The 19634-nt window shown below is 70.4% G+C and carries 21 protein-coding genes; 8 read left to right on the top strand and 13 right to left on the bottom strand.

Annotation, left to right across the window (positions count from 1 at the left end):
• Positions 1 to 7: 7 nt before the first annotated feature.
• Together fba and G9Q37_RS14425 are read right to left on the bottom strand one after the other, a co-directional pair.
• The gene (gene fba, locus G9Q37_RS14430) at positions 8 to 1072 is read right to left on the bottom strand and encodes a class II fructose-bisphosphate aldolase (protein ID WP_166228163.1); all 1065 of its coding nucleotides are present in this window, start codon (positions 1070 to 1072) and stop codon (positions 8 to 10) included.
• A 69-nt stretch (positions 1073 to 1141) separates the two neighbouring features.
• The gene (locus G9Q37_RS14425; RefSeq protein ID WP_166228161.1) at positions 1142 to 2023 is read right to left on the bottom strand and encodes an alpha/beta hydrolase; all 882 of its coding nucleotides are present in this window, start codon (positions 2021 to 2023) and stop codon (positions 1142 to 1144) included.
• Between the two features lie 122 nt (positions 2024 to 2145).
• Between G9Q37_RS14425 and G9Q37_RS14420 the strand changes: the two genes are divergently transcribed.
• The gene (locus tag G9Q37_RS14420) at positions 2146 to 2913 is read left to right on the top strand and encodes a DUF481 domain-containing protein (RefSeq protein ID WP_166228159.1); all 768 of its coding nucleotides are present in this window, start codon (positions 2146 to 2148) and stop codon (positions 2911 to 2913) included.
• 6 nt (positions 2914 to 2919) lie between these two features.
• Here the strand turns inward: G9Q37_RS14420 and pyk are convergent, their stop codons facing one another.
• Positions 2920 to 4347, bottom strand: a complete 1428-nt coding sequence (gene pyk, locus G9Q37_RS14415) for a pyruvate kinase (RefSeq protein WP_166228157.1) — start codon at positions 4345 to 4347, stop codon at positions 2920 to 2922.
• Positions 4348 to 4551: 204 nt separating this feature from the next.
• Here pyk and G9Q37_RS14410 point away from each other — a divergent pair, with 204 nt between their 5' ends.
• Positions 4552 to 4758: a hypothetical protein gene (locus G9Q37_RS14410; RefSeq protein WP_166228155.1), complete on the top strand. Its 207-nt coding sequence runs from the start codon at positions 4552 to 4554 to the stop codon at positions 4756 to 4758.
• Here G9Q37_RS14410 and G9Q37_RS14405 read toward each other — a convergent pair whose 3' ends face one another.
• From G9Q37_RS14405 to G9Q37_RS14385, 5 genes are all read right to left on the bottom strand, one after another.
• Positions 4759 to 6108 carry a CHASE3 domain-containing protein gene (locus G9Q37_RS14405; protein WP_166228153.1) on the bottom strand — a complete coding sequence of 450 codons (1350 nt, stop codon included), beginning with the start codon at positions 6106 to 6108 and terminating at the stop codon, positions 4759 to 4761.
• 47 nt (positions 6109 to 6155) lie between these two features.
• Positions 6156 to 6560 carry a response regulator transcription factor gene (locus G9Q37_RS14400; RefSeq protein ID WP_205710654.1) on the bottom strand — a complete coding sequence of 135 codons (405 nt, stop codon included), beginning with the start codon at positions 6558 to 6560 and terminating at the stop codon, positions 6156 to 6158.
• Positions 6561 to 6720: 160 nt separating this feature from the next.
• Positions 6721 to 7032 carry a BON domain-containing protein gene (locus G9Q37_RS14395; RefSeq protein ID WP_166228151.1) on the bottom strand — a complete coding sequence of 104 codons (312 nt, stop codon included), beginning with the start codon at positions 7030 to 7032 and terminating at the stop codon, positions 6721 to 6723.
• A 12-nt stretch (positions 7033 to 7044) separates the two neighbouring features.
• On the bottom strand, positions 7045 to 7485 hold the full coding sequence (locus G9Q37_RS14390) for a BON domain-containing protein (protein WP_166228149.1): 441 nt from the start codon (positions 7483 to 7485) through the stop codon (positions 7045 to 7047).
• Positions 7486 to 7557: 72 nt separating this feature from the next.
• Entirely contained in the window at positions 7558 to 7797 is a 240-nt protein-coding gene (locus G9Q37_RS14385) for a CsbD family protein (protein ID WP_166228147.1), read from the bottom strand.
• A gap of 263 nt (positions 7798 to 8060) precedes the next feature.
• Here G9Q37_RS14385 and G9Q37_RS14380 point away from each other — a divergent pair, with 263 nt between their 5' ends.
• Positions 8061 to 8693, top strand: a complete 633-nt coding sequence (locus G9Q37_RS14380) for a response regulator (protein WP_166228145.1) — start codon at positions 8061 to 8063, stop codon at positions 8691 to 8693.
• Between the two features lie 14 nt (positions 8694 to 8707).
• Here G9Q37_RS14380 and G9Q37_RS14375 read toward each other — a convergent pair whose 3' ends face one another.
• Positions 8708 to 10153, bottom strand: a complete 1446-nt coding sequence (locus G9Q37_RS14375; protein ID WP_166228143.1) for a phospholipase D-like domain-containing protein — start codon at positions 10151 to 10153, stop codon at positions 8708 to 8710.
• Positions 10154 to 10378: 225 nt separating this feature from the next.
• Between G9Q37_RS14375 and G9Q37_RS14370 the strand changes: the two genes are divergently transcribed.
• Positions 10379 to 10540, top strand: coding sequence for a DUF1328 domain-containing protein (locus tag G9Q37_RS14370; protein ID WP_166228141.1), 162 nt, complete (start codon positions 10379 to 10381; stop codon positions 10538 to 10540).
• 26 nt (positions 10541 to 10566) lie between these two features.
• Here G9Q37_RS14370 and G9Q37_RS14365 read toward each other — a convergent pair whose 3' ends face one another.
• On the bottom strand, positions 10567 to 11751 hold the full coding sequence (locus G9Q37_RS14365) for an MFS transporter (protein WP_166228139.1): 1185 nt from the start codon (positions 11749 to 11751) through the stop codon (positions 10567 to 10569).
• Positions 11752 to 11805: 54 nt separating this feature from the next.
• Positions 11806 to 12978, bottom strand: coding sequence for a tRNA guanosine(34) transglycosylase Tgt (gene tgt, locus G9Q37_RS14360; protein WP_166228137.1), 1173 nt, complete (start codon positions 12976 to 12978; stop codon positions 11806 to 11808).
• A gap of 148 nt (positions 12979 to 13126) precedes the next feature.
• On the opposite strand from tgt, the gene G9Q37_RS21870 reads away from it, so the two are divergent.
• Positions 13127 to 13561: a c-type cytochrome gene (locus G9Q37_RS21870; RefSeq protein WP_166228135.1), complete on the top strand. Its 435-nt coding sequence runs from the start codon at positions 13127 to 13129 to the stop codon at positions 13559 to 13561.
• Positions 13562 to 13574: 13 nt separating this feature from the next.
• On the opposite strand, the gene queA is transcribed toward G9Q37_RS21870, so the two are convergent.
• On the bottom strand, positions 13575 to 14618 hold the full coding sequence (gene queA / locus G9Q37_RS14350; protein WP_166228133.1) for a tRNA preQ1(34) S-adenosylmethionine ribosyltransferase-isomerase QueA: 1044 nt from the start codon (positions 14616 to 14618) through the stop codon (positions 13575 to 13577).
• A 66-nt stretch (positions 14619 to 14684) separates the two neighbouring features.
• Between queA and recG the strand changes: the two genes are divergently transcribed.
• The 3 genes from recG to ubiA are packed head-to-tail and all read left to right on the top strand — an operon-like array spanning position 14685 to position 18675.
• A complete protein-coding gene (gene recG / locus G9Q37_RS14345) occupies positions 14685 to 16781 on the top strand; it encodes an ATP-dependent DNA helicase RecG (RefSeq protein WP_166228131.1) in 2097 nt (698 codons plus the stop codon).
• A 59-nt stretch (positions 16782 to 16840) separates the two neighbouring features.
• Positions 16841 to 17800: a hydrogen peroxide-inducible genes activator gene (locus G9Q37_RS14340; protein WP_166228129.1), complete on the top strand. Its 960-nt coding sequence runs from the start codon at positions 16841 to 16843 to the stop codon at positions 17798 to 17800.
• A complete protein-coding gene (ubiA, locus tag G9Q37_RS14335; protein WP_166228127.1) occupies positions 17797 to 18675 on the top strand; it encodes a 4-hydroxybenzoate octaprenyltransferase in 879 nt (292 codons plus the stop codon). The genes G9Q37_RS14340 and ubiA overlap by 4 nt, the downstream gene beginning before the upstream one ends.
• Here the strand turns inward: ubiA and proC are convergent, their stop codons facing one another.
• Complete coding sequence (proC, locus tag G9Q37_RS14330) at positions 18676 to 19494, bottom strand: pyrroline-5-carboxylate reductase (RefSeq protein WP_166228125.1); 819 nt, start codon at positions 19492 to 19494, stop codon at positions 18676 to 18678. It abuts the gene before it with no gap.
• Between the last annotated feature and the right edge of the window lie 140 nt (positions 19495 to 19634).

Here is a 19634-nt window from a genome sequence, read left to right as displayed (position 1 = left end):
CGCGGCCTCAGTTCACCACTTGCGCCAGTTCGCCCTTGGCGTACTTGGCGGCCACCACCTGCAGCGGCTCGCCCTTGATCTTGCCGGCCTGGCCTTCGCAGCCGAACTCGATGTAGCGCTGCTTGCAGACCTGCTTGGCGGCCTCGCGCGCGGGCTTGAGCCATTCGCGGGCGTCGAACTTGTCGGGGTTCTCGGTGAGGAACTTGCGCACCGCGCCGGTCATGGCCAGGCGGATGTCGGTGTCGATGTTGATCTTGCGCACGCCGAACTGGATGGCCTTCTGGATTTCCTCGACGGGCACGCCGTAGGTTTCCTTCATCTTGCCGCCGTACTGGTTGATCTGCGCCAGCAGTTCCTGCGGCACGCTGGACGAACCGTGCATCACCAGGTGGGTGTTGGGCAGGCGGCGGTGGATCTCGGCGATGCGGTCGATGGCCAGGATGTCGCCCGTGGGCTTGCGGGTGAACTTGTAGGCGCCGTGGCTGGTGCCGATGGCGATGGCGAGCGCGTCGAGCTGGGTCTTCTTGACGAAGTCGGCGGCCTGCTCGGGGTCGGTCAGCAGCTGCTCGCGCGTCATGGTGGCGTCGGTGCCGTGGCCGTCTTCCTTGTCGCCTTTCATGGTTTCCAGGCTGCCCAGGCAGCCCAGCTCGCCTTCGACCGTCACGCCCAGCTTGTGGGCCATGTCCACCACCTTGCGGGTCACGTCGACGTTGTAGTCGTAGCTGGCGATGGTCTTGCCGTCGGCCTCAAGGCTGCCGTCCATCATCACGGACGAGAAGCCGAGGTCGATCGCACCGCGGCAGACGTCGGGGCTCTGGCCGTGGTCCTGGTGCATCACGAGCGGGATGTGCGGGTACATCTCGATCGCGGCCTGGATCAGGTGCTTGATGAAGGGCTCGCCCGCGTACTTGCGAGCGCCCGCGCTGGCCTGCAGGATCACCGGCGCGCCCACTTCGTCGGCCGCGGCCATCACGGCCTGCACCTGTTCGAGGTTGTTCACGTTGAACGCCGGGATGCCATAGCCGTTGGCGGCGGCATGGTCGAGCAGTTCGCGCATGGAGACGAGGGCCATGGGGGTTCCTTCGGGTGATCGGGTGGGCGGATCGACAGCCCGCGGGGGCTGTCAGGACAACCGGCGATTCTAGCTTTGGGCCTGTGGCGGGACGCCCATGAAGCCGGCGAGGCGTTCGAGTGTCGGGGCCAGGGGCCGCAGCGGCGGGGCCAGCGTGGCGACCAGCGTGGCGTGGTTCACGCGCGGCAGCAGCGCGTGTTGCACCGGCACACCGCGCGCCTGCAGCGCGGCGGCCAGCGCCTCCGTGTTGCGCCGCGGATCCACCAGCGGGTCTTTCTGCGGCGCCAGCAGCAGCGCGGGCGGGGCCGCGCCGCGCAGCCGCTGTGCGTGGAACAGCGGCTGCGAGTCGGGCGGGGTGTCGGGCCATTCGAAGGCCACGCGGGTTTCGGCCTGCACGATGGGCAGGAAATCGTAGGGGCCGGCCAGGCCGGCCCAGCCCGCGAGCTGCCCGGGCTGCAGGCCCACCTCGCCCAGCCAGCGCGGGTCGAGCGCGAGCATGGCCGCGTTGTAGGCGCCCGCGCTGTGGCCGGTCACGTAGAGCCGCTCAGGGTCGGCGCCGAATTCGCGCGCGTGCTCGCGAGCCCAGTGCAGCGCGAGCGCGCTGTCGCGCACGAAGCCGGGGTAGCGCACCGCGGGGCTGAGCCGGTAGTCGGGCACCACGGTGACGATGCCGCGCGATGCCAGGGCCTCACCCGCGAAGCGGTAGTCGGCGCGTTCGCCGGTGGTCCAGCTGCCGCCGTAGAAGAACACCGCGATGGGCGCCTGCGGCAAGGGTCGCGCGGGCAGGTACACGTCCAGGCGCTGGCGCGGATCGGGGCCATAGGCCTGGTCGGGCACGCGCGTGTGGGTGTCGGAGGGCACCAGCGCGTCGATGACGCGCAGCGGCGAGCAGGCCTGCAGCAGCGGCAGCAGGCCCAGGGCGGTGAGTCCGCGGCGGATGAGATCGGGCATGGCGTTGATTACGCCATCGAAGCCCTGCTGGATGCGGCTGGTGCGACAAATCGTCACAAACCCGGGGGAACCGCGGGGCGGCCGGGCCGACCCTTCCGGTTTTGTTCGCCGAAGGAGTTGCCATGTGTTCCCGCCGCCCCCGCTTCCTGCCACTGGGCTTCGCGCTGCTGCTCGCGCCCGCGCTCGCGCAGGCCCAGGTCACGCTCAAGCCCGACGGCCAGTGGCGCTACCTGCTCACCGCGGGCGCCAACGTCTCGTCGGGCAACAACAACGCGGGCTCGCTCAACCTCTCGGCCGAAGGGGCGCGGCAGACCGGCAACGACAAATGGACCTGGGACGCCAAGGCCGACCGCGCGCGCGCCGGCGGCAACGACACCATCGAGCGCTACGGCCTGCGCACCCAGTACAACCGCGACTTCGGCATCGACTGGTTCGGTTTCGGCGCCGGCGAGCTGCTGAGCGACCGGCTCGCCAACATCCAGGGCCGCAGCGCGGTGTCCACCGGCGTGGGCCGGCACGTGTGGCGCGACGGGCGCGGCTTCTTCGACGTTTCGGGCGGTGTCGGTTACGCCTACGACCGCTTCGTCAACCCGACGGTGGTGGCCGGCGAGGTGCGCGATCGCTACGGCCGCCTCGAGCTCGTGCTGGCCGAGGAGTCGAGCCACCGCCTCACCGACACCACGAGCTTTCGCCAGAAGTTCGCGCTCTACCCCGACCTGCGCGACCGCGGCAAGTACCGCGCGGTGTTCGACACCGGCCTGACCGTGGCCATGACCCAGACCATCAACCTCTCGGCCGGCCTGAGCTACCGCTACGACAGCGACCCGGGCACCAACCTCAAGAAGGGCGACGCGATGTTCGTGACCGGGTTGTCGATGCGCTTCGACTGAACGCGTTCAGGCCGCGCGGCAGATCTTGAGCGTGTTGGTGCCGCCGGGCTGGCCCATGGGCTCGCCCACGGTGATGGCGTAGACGTCGCCGCTCTGCACGATGCCGCGCTTCTTGAGGTGGGCCTCGGCGTCGGCCAGCGCGTTGTCGCGGTCGACGTTGGTCTCCATCAGCAGCGGGCGCACGTTGCGGTAGAGCGTCATGCGGCGCTGCGTGTTGAGATTGGGCGTCATCGCGTAGATGGGCGTGCGCACGATGTGCCGGCTCATCCACAGCGCGGTGGAGCCCGAGTCGGTCAGTGCCACGATGGCCTTGGCCCCCAGGTGGTGCGCGGTGAACAGCGCGCCCATGGCGATGCTGTGGTCGATGCGCGTGAAGGTCTTGCCCTGAAAGTCGGCACCGAGCTCGTGCAGGTCGGCCTTCTCGGCCTCGAGGCAGATCGCGGCCATTTCCTTCACCGTCTCGAGCGGGAAGCGGCCCGCCGCGGTCTCGGCGCTGAGCATCACGGCGTCGGTGCCGTCGAGCACGGCGTTGGCCACGTCGCTCACCTCGGCGCGCGTGGGCACCGGGTTCACGATCATGCTTTCCATCATCTGCGTGGCGGTGATCACCACCTTGTCCATCTCGCGCGCGAGCCGGATCATGTGCTTTTGCAGCGCGGGCACGGCCGCGTTGCCCACCTCGACCGCGAGGTCGCCGCGCGCGACCATGATGCCGTCGGAGGCCTTGAGGATGTTGGCGAGCTCGGGGATGGCCTCGGCGCGCTCGATCTTGGCGATCAGACCCGGCTTGTGGCCGCCGCCGGCCACCGCGCAGAGCTGGCGCGCGAGCTCCATGTCGGTGGCGTTCTTGGGAAAGCTCACCGCCACGTAGTCGGCCTTGAGGCCCATGGCGGTCTTGATGTCGTCCATGTCCTTGGCGGTGAGCGCGGGCGCGGTGAGGCCGCCGCCCTGCTTGTTGATGCCCTTGTTGTTGGACAGCTCGCCGCCGAGCTTCACCGTGGTGTGCACCGCGGCGCCTTGCACCGCGTCAACCGTGAGCACGATCAGGCCGTCGTTGAGCAGCAGGGTGTCGCCGGGCTTCACGTCGCGCGGCAGTTCCTTGTAGTCCAGGCCCACACCGGCCTGGTCGCCGGGCTCGGTGCGCGCGGCGTCGAGCACGAACTTCTCGCCCGGCACCAGCTGGATCTTGCCCTGCGCGAACTTGCCGACGCGGATCTTGGGGCCCTGCAGGTCGGCCATGATGCCGACCTCGCGGCCAGCGCGCTGGGCCGCTTCGCGCACCAGCGCCGCGCGGTCGATGTGGTCTTGCGCCGTGCCGTGCGAGAAGTTCAGCCGCACCACGTTGACGCCGGCGCGGATCATGGCTTCAAGCAGGGCGGGGTCGCTGGACGCAGGGCCGAGCGTGGCGACGATCTTGGTGGCGCGGGTGGGCATGGGGGCGGTCTCCAGAAGCGGCCGGGCTGGCCGCGGATGTAATTTGATTTCAATTATCCACAAAGCAATCGGGCCGGGGTTACAAGCGGGGAACGGCCGCGCACCCGGGGGCTTGTAGGACAGCGCCGACACGCCGAGCCGCCGCCGTCCGGTCGCCGCGCCGCGGCGCTTTGCCTACAGTGGCTCCATCACCGGGAGCCCACCATGCAACTGCCCATCTCTGCCGTGCTGGCCTATGCCGTCACCCTCGTGACCGCGGTGGGTGCGGCCCTCGTCCACCCCTGGTTCGACGACGCCGCGCACCGCTCCGAGCAGCAGTTCGTGAAGGCGGTGTCGGAGCTGAGCGAGGTGGCGATGAGCGCGGTGAGCTGGCCCAGCCACGACCTCGACGAGGCCGGCACGGCGCGCTGATCAGGCCTGGGCCGGACCGGCGTCTTCGCGGTGATCGGCCGGTTTGGCCGGCAGGTCGGCCTCGACGCGCGTGCCCTGCCCGGGCGCGCTGATGAGGTCGAAATGGCCCGCGTGCGATTCGACGCGCACGCGCATGCCGAGCAGGCCGTGGTGGCCCGGCGGCACCACGCTGGTGTCGAAGCCGCGGCCGTTGTCCTGCACCGTCACCCGCACCAGGTCGCCCTCCTGCAGCAGGCGCACGCGCACCTGTGTGGCCTGCGCGTACTTGCTGATGTTGGTGAGCGATTCCTGCACCAGCCGGTAGACCGTGAGTTCGCTGTCCTTGCACAGCGAAACGGGCGACAGCTCGGCCTGCACCGGAATGCCCAGCACGCCCGCGGCGTCGCTGCACAGCATTTCGAGCGCGGGGATCAGGCCGAGCTGGTCGAGCGACGAGGGCCGCAGGTTCTCGACGATGCGGCGCTTGACCGCGATGCCCTCGTTGAGCCGCTGCTCGATGCCCGCGAGGCGTTCGAGCGCCAGCGGCGGCACGTCGGGCACACGGCGCAGGCGCGCGAGTTCGAGCTTCATCGCGGTGAGCAGGCCGCCCATTTCGTCGTGCAGCTCGCGCGCCACGCGGCCGCGCTCGTCCTCGCGCGCGGTGACGTGGTGGCCCGCGAGGTTGCGCAGCGCGGTGGTGCGCAGCGCCACCTGGCGCTCGAGCGAGTCGCGCTCTTCCTGCAGTTGGGTGGCGTGCGCCGCCTGGCTGGCCTGCAGGGCCGCGTTGTTGCGCAGGAAGAAGACATAACCGAGCAGGCTGAGCAGGGCCAGCAGGTGCACCGAGACACGGCCCACGCCCAGCGTGCGGTAGATGGCCACGCGTTCGGCCGCGATGCGGCGCTCTTCGGTCATGAGCAGCACGTCGGCCGCGCGGCGCACGGCTTCCATCTTCTCGCGCCCGATGTCGGTGAGCATCAGGCCCTGCCAGGCCTGGGTGGAGCCGGCCTTGTAGAGCGAGAGCGTTTCGGCCGTTTCCGAGACCTTCTCCTGGGCGCGCTGCTGCAGGGTGTCGACCAGGCGCGAGAGCTCGGGGTCGTGGCGGTAGTGTTCGCGCAGCCGGCGGATCGCCACGTCGAGTTCGGCGCCCGCGCTTTCATAGGGCGCGAGGTACTGCTGGCGGCCGGTGAGCAGGTAGCCGCGCTGGGCCGACTCGAGGTCGAGCAGGCTGCGGATGACGTTCTGCGCCGCCGTGCGCGCGATGCCGCGCCCGCCCAGGTTGACCAGCGAGTCGATCGCGCGCTGGTAGGTCCATTCGGTGCCCGCGAACACACCGAGCGCCAGCACCACGGCCAGGGCCGCCGACCAGGGCATGCGCAAGGACCGGAGAAGGCCGGCGGGCGTCAGGCGCGGGGCAGGGCTCAATGCAGTTCGCCCGGTGAGGTGGCCGTGCCGTCGGCGATGCGCTCGCAGTAGCTGATCAACTCTTCCAGTTCGCAGGACTTGTCGAACACGCGATCGGCGCCGAGCTGGGAGCAGCGCCGGCGCATGTCGGGCGTGGCGCGGTTGGTGAGCACCACACGGCGGCCCGCCAGGCCGGCTTCCTGCGCCGCCTTGAGCACGCCCAGGCCGGAGCCCGACAGCAGATAGATGTCCACGATCATGAGATCGAAGGGTTCGCGCTGCTGCATCCATTGCACCGCGTTCGCCTCGTCGCGGGCGTGCCCGATCACCTCGACACCGGCCAGCTCCTTCAGGGTGGAAACCAGGTTGTCGAAGATCAGCAGGTTGTCTTCAACGATGAAGGTGCGCAGGGGAGAGGACACGACAGTGCAGGGGAAGCAGTGGACACAGGGCGCGCCGAGGGCCGGCCATGCGGGCCGGCGCGCGCGAACGCCGCCATGATGCCGTGTTCGCGCGCGCCGGCAATGCCGCCGCACCGATTCGCGTGTCGGACAAGTCCTACACGCGAACCGGCTCGGGGGCTCAGCGCACGACGATGTCGTTGCGCACCGACTTCACGCCCGAGACGCTGGAGGCCAGCTGGGCCGCGGCGCTTTTCTCGGCGTTGGTCTTGGCGAAGCCCGAGAGCTGCACTGTGCCGTTGAGCGTTTCGACGTTGATCGCCATGGCGCTCACGGTCTTGTCCTCGGCGAACTTGGCCTTCACACGGGTGGTGATGGTCGCGTCGTCGATGTAGGCGCCAACGGACTGCTGGTCGCGCGCGACGGCGCAGCCGGTGGTCTGGATCACGAGGACCGCCGCGCTGGCGGCGAGAAGGGCGTGGGTCAGTTTCATGGTGGTTCCTGGTTAGCCCTGGCCTTCGATGGTCAGGCGGTTGTCGACCTGGACCACGCCTTCGACGGCGGAGGCCAGGGTCGTGGCGCGGGCGCGCGCTTCGGCGTTGGGGGCCTTGCCCTCCAGCGACACGCGGCCGTTGGTGGTGTCGACGTCGATGCTCAACGCCTTCAGCTGGTCGTCGGCGGCGAGCGCGGCGTTCACCTTGGCGGTGATCGCGGCGTCGGCAGCGCCGCGGGCGATGGTGTCCATGGCCTCGCTGCCGGCGGCTTTCAGTTCCTGGCCGGCCTGGCGGGCGTCCTGGCCCATCTGGTTGGCCGACTGCTGGACCTGCTCGCTTGCGTTGTCCACGCGTTGGCCGATGGTGGCGTCTTCGCGTTCACCGCAGGCCACGACCAGGGCGGACGCGGCGAGGGCGGCGGTGAGGGCGCTGAGGCGGAGGGTGCTGTTCATGGTGCTGTCCTTTCATGCGCCGGCCCCGGGGGGCCGGCATAGGGATTCGGGGCGGGTGGGCGGCGGCGCCGGTCAGTGGCGCTTGTTGCGGGCGGGCGCGTCGAACCAGTCGTCGCTCGCGCTGCGCTCCCACTCGGCCACCTGGCTTTCGGCCACGTCCTTGGCCACGCCGTAGCGTTCCTGGATCTTGCCGGCGAGTTGTTCGCGCTTGCCCTTGATGACGTCGAAGTCGTCGTCGGTGAGCTTGCCCCACTTCTCGATCACCTTGCCCTTGACTTGCTTCCAGTTGCCTTCGATGCGGTCCCAGTTCATGTGGTGCTCCTTGGTTGGTTGAACGCCTACCGGGTGGTGGACGTCGGCCGGTGCGCTGCATTTGCGGCAGGGCGTCTGGCCGTGGAATCAACTGTAGAAATCCGCGTTCGGCCGCGGTGTCGGCGGCGTCGCCGAGGCGCTGTAGGACAAGGCCGATGGCCCCGGCCGCCGCCGCGAAGCGCGTGTAGGAAGCGTCCGACGCCTGCGCGCGCAAGGCCCTGCCACAATGCGCGCTGCCCCCCATCAGCCCTCAGAAGGACACCATGATCAAGGTAGGCATCGTCGACGACCACGCCATCGTGCGAACGGGTTTGCGCCAGTTCCTCAGCGAGCACGTGGACCTGCGCGTGACGGGTGAAGCGAACAACGGCCGCGAAGCGCTCGAACTCGCGCGCGGCGGCGAGGTCGATGTGCTGCTGATGGACCTGTCCATGCCCGAGCACGGCGGGGTCGATGCGCTGCAGGCCATCAAGGCGCGCTTCCCCGATCTGGCGGTGCTCATCCTCAGCGGCTTTCCCGAGGCGCAGTACGCCACGCAGCTCATGCGCCACGGCGCCAGCGGTTACCTCAACAAAGAGTGCTCGCCCGACGAGATCGTGAACGCCATCCGCGTGGTCGCGCGCGGGCGCCGCTACATCAGCCCCGCGGTGGCCGAGCTGCTGGCCGACAACGCGCTCGGCGAGGGCGACCAGGCGCCGCACGCGGCGCTGTCCGAGCGCGAGCTGCAGGTGTTCCTGCGGCTGGCCAAGGGCGAGAGCGTGGGCGGCATCGCCGAGGCCATGTTCCTGAGCGTGAAGACCGTGAGCACCTACCGCACGCGGGTGCTCGAAAAGCTCAAGCTCGGCAGCAACAGCGAACTCACCTACTACGCGCTCAAGAACGGCCTCATCCAGTGAGTCGGTGAGCGGGCTCAGAGCCAGCGCTCCATCAGCCGCCCCACGCCTTCCATGACGCGCTGACCGAGGCCACGGCGCTGCCAGTCCTCGAGCGCGACGGGGCGCGACTCGCGGCGGTCCTTGTCGAACAGCGCGTTCATCTGGCTGCCGAATTCGTCGCCGAGCACGATCACGTTGAGCTCGTTGTTGGCCACGAAGCTCAGCCAGTCGAGGTTGCTCGACCCCACGGTGGAGAACACGCCGTCGATCACCGCGGTCTTGGCGTGCATCACGGCCTGGTCCATCTCGTGGATGCGCACGCCCGCCTGCAGCAACCGCGTGTAGTACGAGCGCCCCGCGTGCAGCGCCAGGCGCGAATCGCTGCGCCCGGGCAGCACCAGCGCCACCGACACGCCGCGCTGCGCCGCGTCGCACAGCGCCTGCACGAAGGCCTCGCCCGGCGCGAAGTAGGCCATGGCGATGTGCACCTCTTGCTGCGCGGCGTCGATCGCCGCGAGCAGCGCGGTGTAAATGCGGTTGCCTTCGTCGCGCGGGTCGCTCGCGAGCACCTTGACCACGCGGTCGCCGGGCTCGGGCGCCGCGGGCCGGCCCTGGGCCGCGGGCAGTTCGCCCTTGCAGCCCTGTTCGCGCCAGGTGTCTTCGAACACCTGCGCGATCGCGGGCACCACCGGGCCGCGCAGCTCGATCTGCGTGTCGCGCCAGCCGTCGTCGGCGGCGTCCTTGGTGCGTGCGGGCGCGCTGCGCCGCAACGCGGCCGAGCCCGAGCCGTAGACGCGGCTGATGTTGATGCCGCCCGTGAAGGCCGCGTCCTGGTCGACCACCAGCAGCTTGCGGTGGTCGCGGTGCGTGATGCTCCAGTGGCCGGGCCGGCGCACCGGGTTGATGGGGTTGAACTCGCACACGCCCACGCCACCGTCGGTGAGGCGCTTGAAGAACTCGGTGGGCGTGGTGATCGAGCCCACGGCGTCGTAGATCACACGCACCTGCACGCCCTGGGCGGCGCGCTGGAGCAGCAGCTCGGCCACGTCGGCCGCCACGCCCTGGTCTTCGAAGATGTAGCTCTGCAGCAGCACGCGGTGGCGCGCCTGGGCGATCGCGGCCTTCATGGCCGCGAAGGTGGCGGGGCCGTCCACCAGCAGCCGGGTGCGGTTGCCCCGGTAGAGGTCGGCGTCGCCGCTGCGCGTGAGCGTGCGCAGGTGGTGTTCGAACAGCGCGTGCCGGCCCTCGGCGGCCACGTTGAGCAAGGTCGCGCGGCGCTGCTCGCGCGAGAGCTCGCCTTGCGCGCCCTGCACGTTCACGCGGCCAGGTGTGGCGCCCGCGGCCTCGGGCGTGCGCGCAGGCAGCGCGCTGCAGCCGCCGAGCGCGAACAGCAGGGCGCTGCCGACCCAGGCCCAGACCCAGGCACGCCGACGGGCCAGACCTGGACCGGGATTCGCAGGGGGGCGTGGCAGTGGCGTCATGGCGATGCGTCCATGGATGGGCTGAGGGTTGGCGCAGTGTGGCCTTTGCCCGGGGCCCGCGCAGTAGGCCGCCGGGGGCGGCGCGTGTCGGCAGCGTCCTACGCGGGGCAGCGCGGCTTGCCGACACCACGCGCCCGGGCCCGTGCCTACAGTGAACCCATCGCGGCGGTGGTCGTCGCGAACCCCCGAAAGACCGGCCCCGGCCGGTCAACCAAGGAGTCCGACATGCTGCACTACGCCGTGGTCTTTTTCGTCATCGCCCTCATCGCGGCCCTGCTGGGCTTCGGGGGCATCGCCGCCGGTGCCGCGGGCATCGCCAAGATCCTCTTCGTGGTCTTCCTGGTGTTCGCGCTGATCACCTTTGTGGCGGGGCTGTTGCGCCGCTGATGCTCCCCAGCCCCTGGCGCTGCGCTTCAACGTGACGCGTCTGCGGCCGCCAGCAGCGGCCGCAGCGCCCACAGCCCCAGCGCCGGGCCGATCGCGAGCCAGGGCAGCAGTGCGCCCAGTGGCACCGAGTCGGCCAGCCACACGAACAGCAGGATGCTCACGATGCTGATGCCGAAGCCGATGCTGTTGGTGAGCGTGAGCACGCTGCCCACGGCCTGCGCTGGTGCGTTGCGCGCGGTGAGTGCGCTGAATTGCGGCGAGTCGCCCGACACGGTGATGCCCCAGAGCGCCAGCCAGGCATAGAAGGCCGGATCGGGCGCGCCGAGCAGCATCGGCGCGGCCAGACAGCAGGCGCCGCTGGTGGCGAGTTGGGCCCCGGCGACGCGCGCGCTGCCCAGGCGCTGCGCAAGCCAGCCACCGCCCGCGCAGCCGATGGCGCCCGCGCCCAGCACACCGAACGCGGCCCACGACAGCGCCACTCCTTCGAGCCGCGTGGCCAGGATCAGGGGCACCATGACCCACACGGTGTAAAGCTCCCACATGTGGCCGAAGTAACCCAGCACCGAACTGCGCACGCGCGCATCGGTCCACAGCGTGCCCAGCGCCTGCCACTGCAGGCGGCTCACGCGCGCCACCGCCCTCGGCGGATCGCCGAGCCCGAAGAACAGCAGCACACCGCCAAACGCCGCGAGCAGGGCCACGCCCAGCATCAGCGTGGGCCAGGGCAGGGTGTGGCCCATCGCGCGCAGCGCGTGCGCGCTGGCCGAGCCGAGCACCAGTGCCGCGATCAGCACCCCCAGCGCCGCGCCCAGGCCGCGGCTGTACCACTGCGCGGCGATCTTCATGCCCACGGGGTAGATGCCCGCGAGGAAGAAGCCCGTCGCCACGCGCCAGGCCAGCAGTGCCGCGAAGTCGCGCACCGACCACCACGCGCCCACGGTGCAGGCCGCGCCCGCCAGCGCGCACACCAGGAAGACGGTGCGTGGCGGGAACCGGTCGGCGATGGCCAGCAGCGCGAACACCAGCGTGCCTGCGATGAAGCCGAATTGCAGCCCCGAGGTGAGCGTGCCCACCGCCCCCGTGGCCCAGCCGAGCTCGCGCTGCAGATCGGGCATGACGGCGTTGACCGCGAACCACAACGAGGTGCCCGCGAACTGGGCCAGGACCAGCACGGGGAGGACGTGGCGGGGGACGGCGGACGCGTGGCTCATCGCGCCCAGCTTAATCGCGCGCGATGGGCTTGCACGGCGGCACAAACCCGCGGTTCAGACCCCGCGCGCGCGCTCTTCGCGGAAGCGCTCGCGGAAGGCGGCGAAGCTGCCCGCGTCCAGCGCCTCGCGCACCTCGCGCATGAGGTTCAGGTAGTAGTGCAGGTTGTGCACCGTGGCCAGCATGGGGCCGAGCATTTCGCCACAGCGGTCGAGGTGGTGCAGGTAGGCGCGGCTGAAGCCCTCGCGGCCGCCATCGGCCCAGCTCACGCCGCTGGGGCCGGCGCAGGCGTGGCAGGTGCAGGTCTCGTCGAGCGGGCGGTGGTCGGCCTTGTGCCTGGCGTTGCGGATCTTCAGGTCGCCGTAGCGCGTGAACAGCGTGCCGTTGCGCGCGTTGCGCGTGGGCATCACGCAGTCGAACATGTCCACGCCACAGGCCACGCCTTCCACCAGGTCTTCGGGCGTGCCCACGCCCATGAGGTAGCGCGGCTTGTGCGCGGGCAGGCGGTGCGGCGTGTGCGCCATGATGCGGCGCATCTCTTCCTTGGGTTCGCCCACGCTCACGCCGCCGATGGCGTAGCCCGGGAAGTCCATGGCCACGAGCGCGTCGAGCGAGGCCTGGCGCAGGTGCTCGAACATGCCGCCCTGCACGATACCGAACAGCGCATTGGGGTTGCCCAGGCGCGCGAACTCGTCTTGCGAACGCCTGGCCCAGCGCAGGCTCATTTCCATGCTCTTGAGCGCTTCGGCCTCGGTGGTGATGTGGCCGTTGGTCTCGTAGGGCGTGCACTCGTCGAGCTGCATCACGATGTCGCTGTTGAGCACGGTCTGGATCTGCATGCTCACCTCGGGCGACATGAAGAGCTTGTCGCCGTTGACCGGGCTCGCGAAGTGCACGCCTTCTTCGGTGATCTTGCGCATGGCGCCGAGCGACCACACCTGGAAGCCGCCCGAGTCGGTGAGGATGGGCTTGTGCCATTGCTCGAAGCCGTGCAGGCCGCCGAAGCCCTTCATGATGTCCAGACCCGGGCGCATCCACAGGTGGAAGGTGTTGCCCAGAATGATCTGCGCGCCCATCTCGTGCAGGCTGCGCGGCATCACGCCCTTGACGGTGCCGTAGGTGCCCACGGGCATGAAGATGGGCGTCTGCACCACCCCGTGGTTGAGCGTGAGCGTGGCGCGTCGCGCGTGGCTGGTGGGGTCGGTGGTGAGGAGGTCGAACCGCAGCATGGAGGGCTTTCGTGAGCGGCGGATTGTAAGGAGGGCCTCACGGAACTTGCGCCGCATCAACTTGCGGCGCGAAAGGCTTCCTAGCATGGGTCCCAGGGTTCACCGGCCTGTCGGTGGGCCCTGGCTTCAACCCCACTGGAGACACCCCATGAAGAAAATGATCAAGGGCATGGTTCTGCTCGGCTGCGCGCTGGGCACCGCGTTCGCGCAGGCACAGGCGCCCCAGGCGCCCGTCGATCTGGGCCGGCTGGAGTTCAGCGACAACTGCGCTGCCTGTCACGGCCTGGACGGCAAGGGCAACGGGCCCTTGGGCGGCTTGCTGCAGAAGAGCCCGCCCGATCTGTCGCAACTGGCGAAGAAGAACGGCGGGGTGCTGCCGGTCAACCGCATGTACGCGGTCATCGAGGGCACCGCCACGGTGCCGAGCCACGGCACGCGCGACATGCCGGTGTGGGGCCGCGAGTACCGCATCGAGGAGGCGCAGCGCCTGCGCGAGGCCCGGGGGCACTACGAGCCGGCCGAGGTGGTGCGGGCGCGCATCCTCACGCTGATCGAGTACATCAGCCGGCTGCAAACGCCCTGAACGGCCCGGGCGCTCAGCGCCGCTGCAACAGCATGGCGTCGCCGTAGCTGAAGAAGCGGTAGCGCTGTTCGATGGCGTGGCGGTACAGCGCCATCACGCGCTCGTACCCGGCCAACGCGCTCACCAGCATCATCAGCGTGCTCTTGGGGAGGTGGAAGTTGGTGATCAGCGCGTCGATCACCTGGAAGCGAAAGCCCGGCGTGATGAAGATCTGGGTGTCGCCCTCGGTGCGGCCGAAGGCGGCCCAGCTTTCGAGCGTGCGCACGGTGGTGGTGCCCACGGCCACCACGCGTCCGCCGCGCGCGCGGCAGGCGTCGATGGCGGCGATGGTCTCGGCCGGCACCCGGTACCACTCGGCGTGCATGGTGTGCTCGGCGATGTTCTCGGTCTTCACGGGCTGGAAGGTGCCCGCGCCCACGTGCAGCGTGACCTCGGCGGTCTCGATGCCCCGCGCGCGCAGCCCGGCCAGCACGCCATCGTCGAAATGCAGCGCCGCCGTGGGCGCGGCGACGGCGCCGGGGTGCTTGGCGAACACCGTCTGGTAGCGGCGTTCGTCCTCGGCGGAGTCGGCATGCTCGATGTAGGGCGGCAGCGGTACGTGGCCGTGTGCGGCCATGAGCATGTGCGGCTCGTCGCTGAAACGCAGGCGGAACAGCGCGCCGTGATCGTCGGGCCAGCGGCCCAGCAGCTCGGCCTCGAAGCCGCCGTCCATGGACAGCACCGCGCCCACGGGCGGCTTCTTGCTCACCTTCATGTGGGCCACCACCTCGTGGCCGGGCAGCACGCGCTCCACCAGCAGCTCGAGCGCGCCGCCGCTGGCCTTGCGGCCGAACAGGCGGGCCTTGATCACCTGGGTGTTGTTGAAGACCAGCAGGTCGCCGGGGTTCAGCAGGCCGGGCAGCTCGCGGAACACGCGGTCGGCGGGGGTGTCGGCGCGGCCGTCGAGCAGGCGCGAGGCGCTGCGTTCGGGTGCGGGGTGCTGGGCGATGAGTTCGGGGGGCAGGGCGAAGTCGAAATCGCTCAGCGTGAAGGCGCGTGGGCCGGGGGATGGGTTCATGTCGCTTGAGGGCCGGACGGGCCCGTTCCAAGGAAGAGGGGGAATGGCGGAAGGCAGAATTGTCCCATGGCCGAACCCGCCGCCCCCGCCACGTCCTCCGCCTCCAAGCCCTTGTCGGCGCCGCAGAAGGCCTTGCACAAGCTCGGCCTCAAGCGCGACATCGACCTGGCGCTGCACCTGCCGCTGCGCTACGAGGACGAAACCCGCATCGTGCAGCTGCGCGACGTGCGCAACGGCGAGCTGGTGCAGATCGAGGGCACGGTGACGCACAGCGAGGTGCAATACCGGGGCCGCCGCCAGCTGCTGGTCACGCTCGACGACGGCACCGACACCTGCACGCTGCGCTTTTTCAGCTTCTACCCCTCGCACCAGAAGACGCTCGCCGTGGGCGCGGTGGTGCGCGCGCGCGGCGAGATCCGCGGCGGCTTCGCGGGCTACACGCTGCTGCACCCCGCGTTCAAGCTGGCGGGCGGCGAACTGCCCACGGCGCTCACGCCCGTGTACCCCACGAGCGCGCAATTGCCGCAGGCCTACCTGCGCAAGGCCGTGGTGGGCGCGCTCAAACGCGCCGATCTGCACGAGACCCTGCCGCCGCCGCTGCTGGCGGGCCTGCAGCGCACGGCGCGCGTGAGCCCCACCCTGCGCGAGGCGCTGCAGGTGCTGCACCACCCCGGGCCCGAGGCCTCGCTGGCCGCGCTCGAGGACCGCAGCCACCCGGCCTGGCAGCGCCTGAAGGCCGAAGAACTGCTCGCGCAGCAGCTCTCGCAGGCCCTGGCCAAGCGCGAACGCGACGCGCTGAACGCGCCCCAGCTGCCCCTGCGCCGCGGCGGCCTGCACGAGCAGTTGCTTGCCACGCTGCCGTTCGCGCTCACGGCGGCGCAGCGCCGCGTGGGCGAAGAGATCGCGCTCGACCTCGCGCGCCGCGTGCCCATGCACCGGCTGCTGCAGGGCGACGTGGGCTCGGGCAAGACCGTGGTGGCCGCGCTGGCCGCCACCATCGCGATCGACGCCGGCTGGCAATGCGCGCTCATGGCGCCCACCGAGATCCTGGCCGCGCAGCACTTCCGCAAACTCGTGGGCTGGCTCGAGCCGCTGCTCGAACCCCTGGGCAAGCGCGTGGCCTGGCTCACGGGCGGGCAGAAGAAGAAACAGCGCCAGGCCATGCTCGACCTGATCGCCAGCGGCGAGGCTGCGCTGGTGGTGGGCACGCACGCGGTCATTCAGGACCAGGTGGTGTTCCAGCGCCTGGCGCTCGCGCTGATCGACGAGCAGCACCGCTTCGGCGTGGCGCAACGCCTGGCGCTGCGCGGCAAGACCGGCGGCACGCTGGAGCCGCACCTGCTGATGATGACGGCCACGCCCATCCCGCGCACCCTGGCCATGAGCTACTACGCCGACCTCGATGTGTCGACCATCGACGAACTGCCGCCGGGGCGCACGCCCATCGTGACCAAGGTCGTGAGCGACCAGCGACGCGCCGAGGTGGTCGAGCGCATCCGCAGCCAGCTCGACCAGGGCCGGCAGGTGTACTGGGTGTGCCCGCTGATCGAAGAGAGCGAGGCGCTCGACCTGTCGAACGCCACCGCCACGCACGCCGAACTCTCGCAGGCCCTGCCCGGGGTGCTGGTGGGCCTGCTGCATTCGCGCATGCCGCCGCCCGAGAAGAAGGCCGTGATGTCGCTCTTCGTGGGCGGGCAGATGGGCGTGCTGGTGTCGACCACGGTGATCGAAGTGGGGGTGGACGTGCCCAACGCCTCGCTGATGGTGATCGAGCACGCCGAGCGCTTCGGCCTGAGCCAGCTGCACCAGCTGCGCGGCCGCGTGGGGCGCGGGGCCGCGGCATCGGCCTGCGTGCTGCTCTACAGCGCGCCCGAGGGCGGGCGGCTCGGCGAGACCGCGCGCGAGCGCCTGCGCGCCATGGCCGAGACGCACGACGGCTTCGAGATCGCGCGCCGCGACCTGGAGATCCGCGGCCCGGGCGAGTTCCTGGGTGCGCGCCAGTCGGGCGCGCCGCTGCTGCGGTTTGCCGATCTCGCCACCGACACCCACCTGCTGGCCTGGGCGCGCGAGGCCGCGCCGCTGATGCTGGAGCGCCACCCCGCCCTGGCCGAGCAGCACATCGCGCGCTGGCTCGGCAGCAAGGCCGAGTACCTCAAGGCCTGAGCGGGGGCAAGCCCTGGCGGCTGGTGTGGCCGCACCCGAGAACGCACAATACGCGCCCTATGACGCTCACCGAACTCAAGTACATCGTCGCCGTGGCGCGCGAGCGGCACTTCGGCAAGGCCGCCGAGGCCTGCTTCGTGTCGCAGCCCACGCTGTCGGTGGCGATCAAGAAGCTCGAGGAAGAGCTCGAACTCAAGATCTTCGAACGCAACGCGGCCGAAATCGCCGTGACGCCGCTGGGCGAGGAGATCGTGCGCCAGGCCCAGACCGTGCTCGAACAGGCCGCGGCCATCAAGGAAATCGCCAAGCGCGGCAAAGACCCGCTGGCCGGCCCGCTCAAGCTCGGTGTGATCTACACCATCGGCCCCTACCTGCTGCCCGAGCTGGTGCGCCAGGTGATCGACCGCACGCCGCAGATGCCGCTGGTGCTGCAGGAGAACTTCACCACCAAGCTGCTCGAGCAGCTGCGCCTGGGCGAGATCGACTGCGCCATCCTCGCCGAGCCGTTTCCCGACACCAACCTCGCGCTCGCGCCGCTCTACGACGAGCCCTTCATGGCCGCGGTGCCGCACACGCACCCGCTGGTGGCCAAGGGCCGCATCACGGCCGAGGAGCTCAAGCGCGAGACCATGCTGCTGCTGGGCACGGGCCATTGCTTCCGCGACCACGTGCTCGAGGTCTGCCCCGAGTTCGCGCGCTACTCCAACGACACCGAAGGCATCCGCAAGAGTTTCGAAGGTTCGTCGCTCGAGACCATCAAGCACATGGTGGCCGCGGGCATGGGCGTGACGCTGGTGCCGCGCTTGTCGGTGCCGCGTTCGGCGCTCGACGCGGCCATGAAACCCGGCGTCGACTTCGGCGATTCGCCCTACGTGCGCTACCTGCCGTTCGACGGCGACGCGCCCACGCGCCGCGTGGTGCTGGCCTGGCGGCGCAGCTTCCCGCGCTACGAGGCGATCGCCGAGCTGCGCAATTCGATCTACGCCTGCGAGCTGCCGGGCGTGAAGAGGCTCTCGTGAACGCCATCGCGCCCGCGCCCCACACGCCGTCGCGCCTGTCGCTCTGGCTCGACCTGATCCGCTGGAACCGCCCAGCGGGCTGGCTGCTGCTGCTGTGGCCCACGCTGTCGGCGCTGTGGGTGGCCGCGGGCGGCTTCCCGGGCTGGCACCTGCTCGCGGTGTTCACGTTCGGCACCATCCTCATGCGCAGCGCGGGCTGCTGCGTCAACGACGTGGCCGACCGCGACTTCGACCGCCACGTCAAGCGCACCGCACAGCGCCCCGTCACCTCGGGCCGCGTGTCCACGAAAGAGGCGCTCGCCGTGGGCGCGGTGCTCGCGCTCGCGGCCTTCGGCCTGGTGCTCACCACCAATGCGGCCACCATCGCCTGGTCGTTCGCGGCGCTGGCCATCACGCTGGCCTACCCCTTTGCCAAGCGCGTTGTGTCCATGCCGCAGGCGGTGCTGGGCGTGGCCTTCAGCTTCGGCATTCCCATGGCCTTTTCGGCGGTGCAGGGCGCGGTGCCGCCGCTGGCCTGGGTGCTGTTGCTGGGCAACGCCTTCTGGGTGCTGGCCTACGACACCGAATACGCCATGGTCGACCGCGACGACGACCTGAAGATCGGCATGAAGACCTCGGCGATCACGCTGGGCCGCGCCGACGTGGCCGCGGTGACGGCCTTCTACCTGGTGCACCTCGCGGTGTGGACCTGGGCGCTGTGGGACCGTGTGGACCACGCGCTCTGGGCCGCGGCGCTGCTCGCGGCGCTGGCCCAGGTGGCGTGGCACTTCACGCTGATCCGCCACCGCACGCGCGAAGGCTGTTTCGCGGCGTTCCGTGCCAACCACTGGCTGGGCTTCACGCTGTTCGCCGGCGTGGTGCTGGCGCTGGCCTGATCAGCGGCCGAACTCGCGCCCCAGTTCCTCGGCGCGCTGCTGCGCGGCTCTCAGGGCCGCCTCGAACGAGGCCTTGATGCCCGCCGCGTCCATGGCGGTGAGCGCCGCGTACGTGGTGCCGCCCTTGGACGTGACGCGCTCGCGCAGCACCTGCGGCGGCTCGTTCGAACGCTGCGCCAGCGTGGACGCGCCCAGGAAGGTGCCGATCGCGAGCTGCAGCGCGGTGTCGGCTGGCAGGCCCATGCGCGCACCCGCGTCGCGCATGGCCTCGAGGAAATAGAACACGTAGGCCGGGCCCGAGCCCGAGAGCGCGGTGACGGCGTCGAGGTCGCGCTCGCTGACCACCCACACGAGCTCGCCCGTGGTCTTCACCACCGATTCCACCAGCGCACGGTCGGCGGCGGATGCGCCTTCGCGCGCGAACAGGCCGGTCATGCCCAGGCCCACGAGCGCGGGCGTGTTGGGCATGGCGCGCACGATGCGCTGCGTGCCCAGCCAGCCGGCCATGCTCTCGCTGGTGATGCCCGCGGCCACGCTCAGGTGCAGCGCGCCGCCCAGGTGCGGGCCGGCGGCGAGCGCGGCGTCCTTGAAGGTCTGCGGCTTCACGGCCCAGACCACCAGGTCCGACGGCTGCAGACCGCCATCGGCCGCGGCGAACACCGCCACGCCGGGAAACTGCTGCGCGAGGCGGCCGCGTTGCTCGTCCCAGGGTTCGACGATCTGGATGCGTTCGGCCACATGGCCCTGGCGCAGCAGGCCGCCGACGATGGCGCTGGCCATGTTGCCGCCGCCGATGAAGGTGATGAGGGAAGGGGTCATGGGGTGAGGGAAAGCGCGCCCACGAGGTGTCGCGGGCCTGCGGTATCTTCGCAGAATGCCTGCAGACAACGACGCATCGGTGTGGGCCCTGCACAAGGGCACGATCGGGTCGGGCGCCGCGTGCGCGCCCGGGTGGACGG

Origin of the sequence: Hydrogenophaga crocea (assembly GCF_011388215.1) — a bacterium.
Classification (GTDB): domain Bacteria; phylum Pseudomonadota; class Gammaproteobacteria; order Burkholderiales; family Burkholderiaceae_C; genus Hydrogenophaga; species Hydrogenophaga crocea.
Note: the sequence above shows the minus strand (reverse complement) of the source record. Positions and strands in the feature narration are given on the sequence as shown.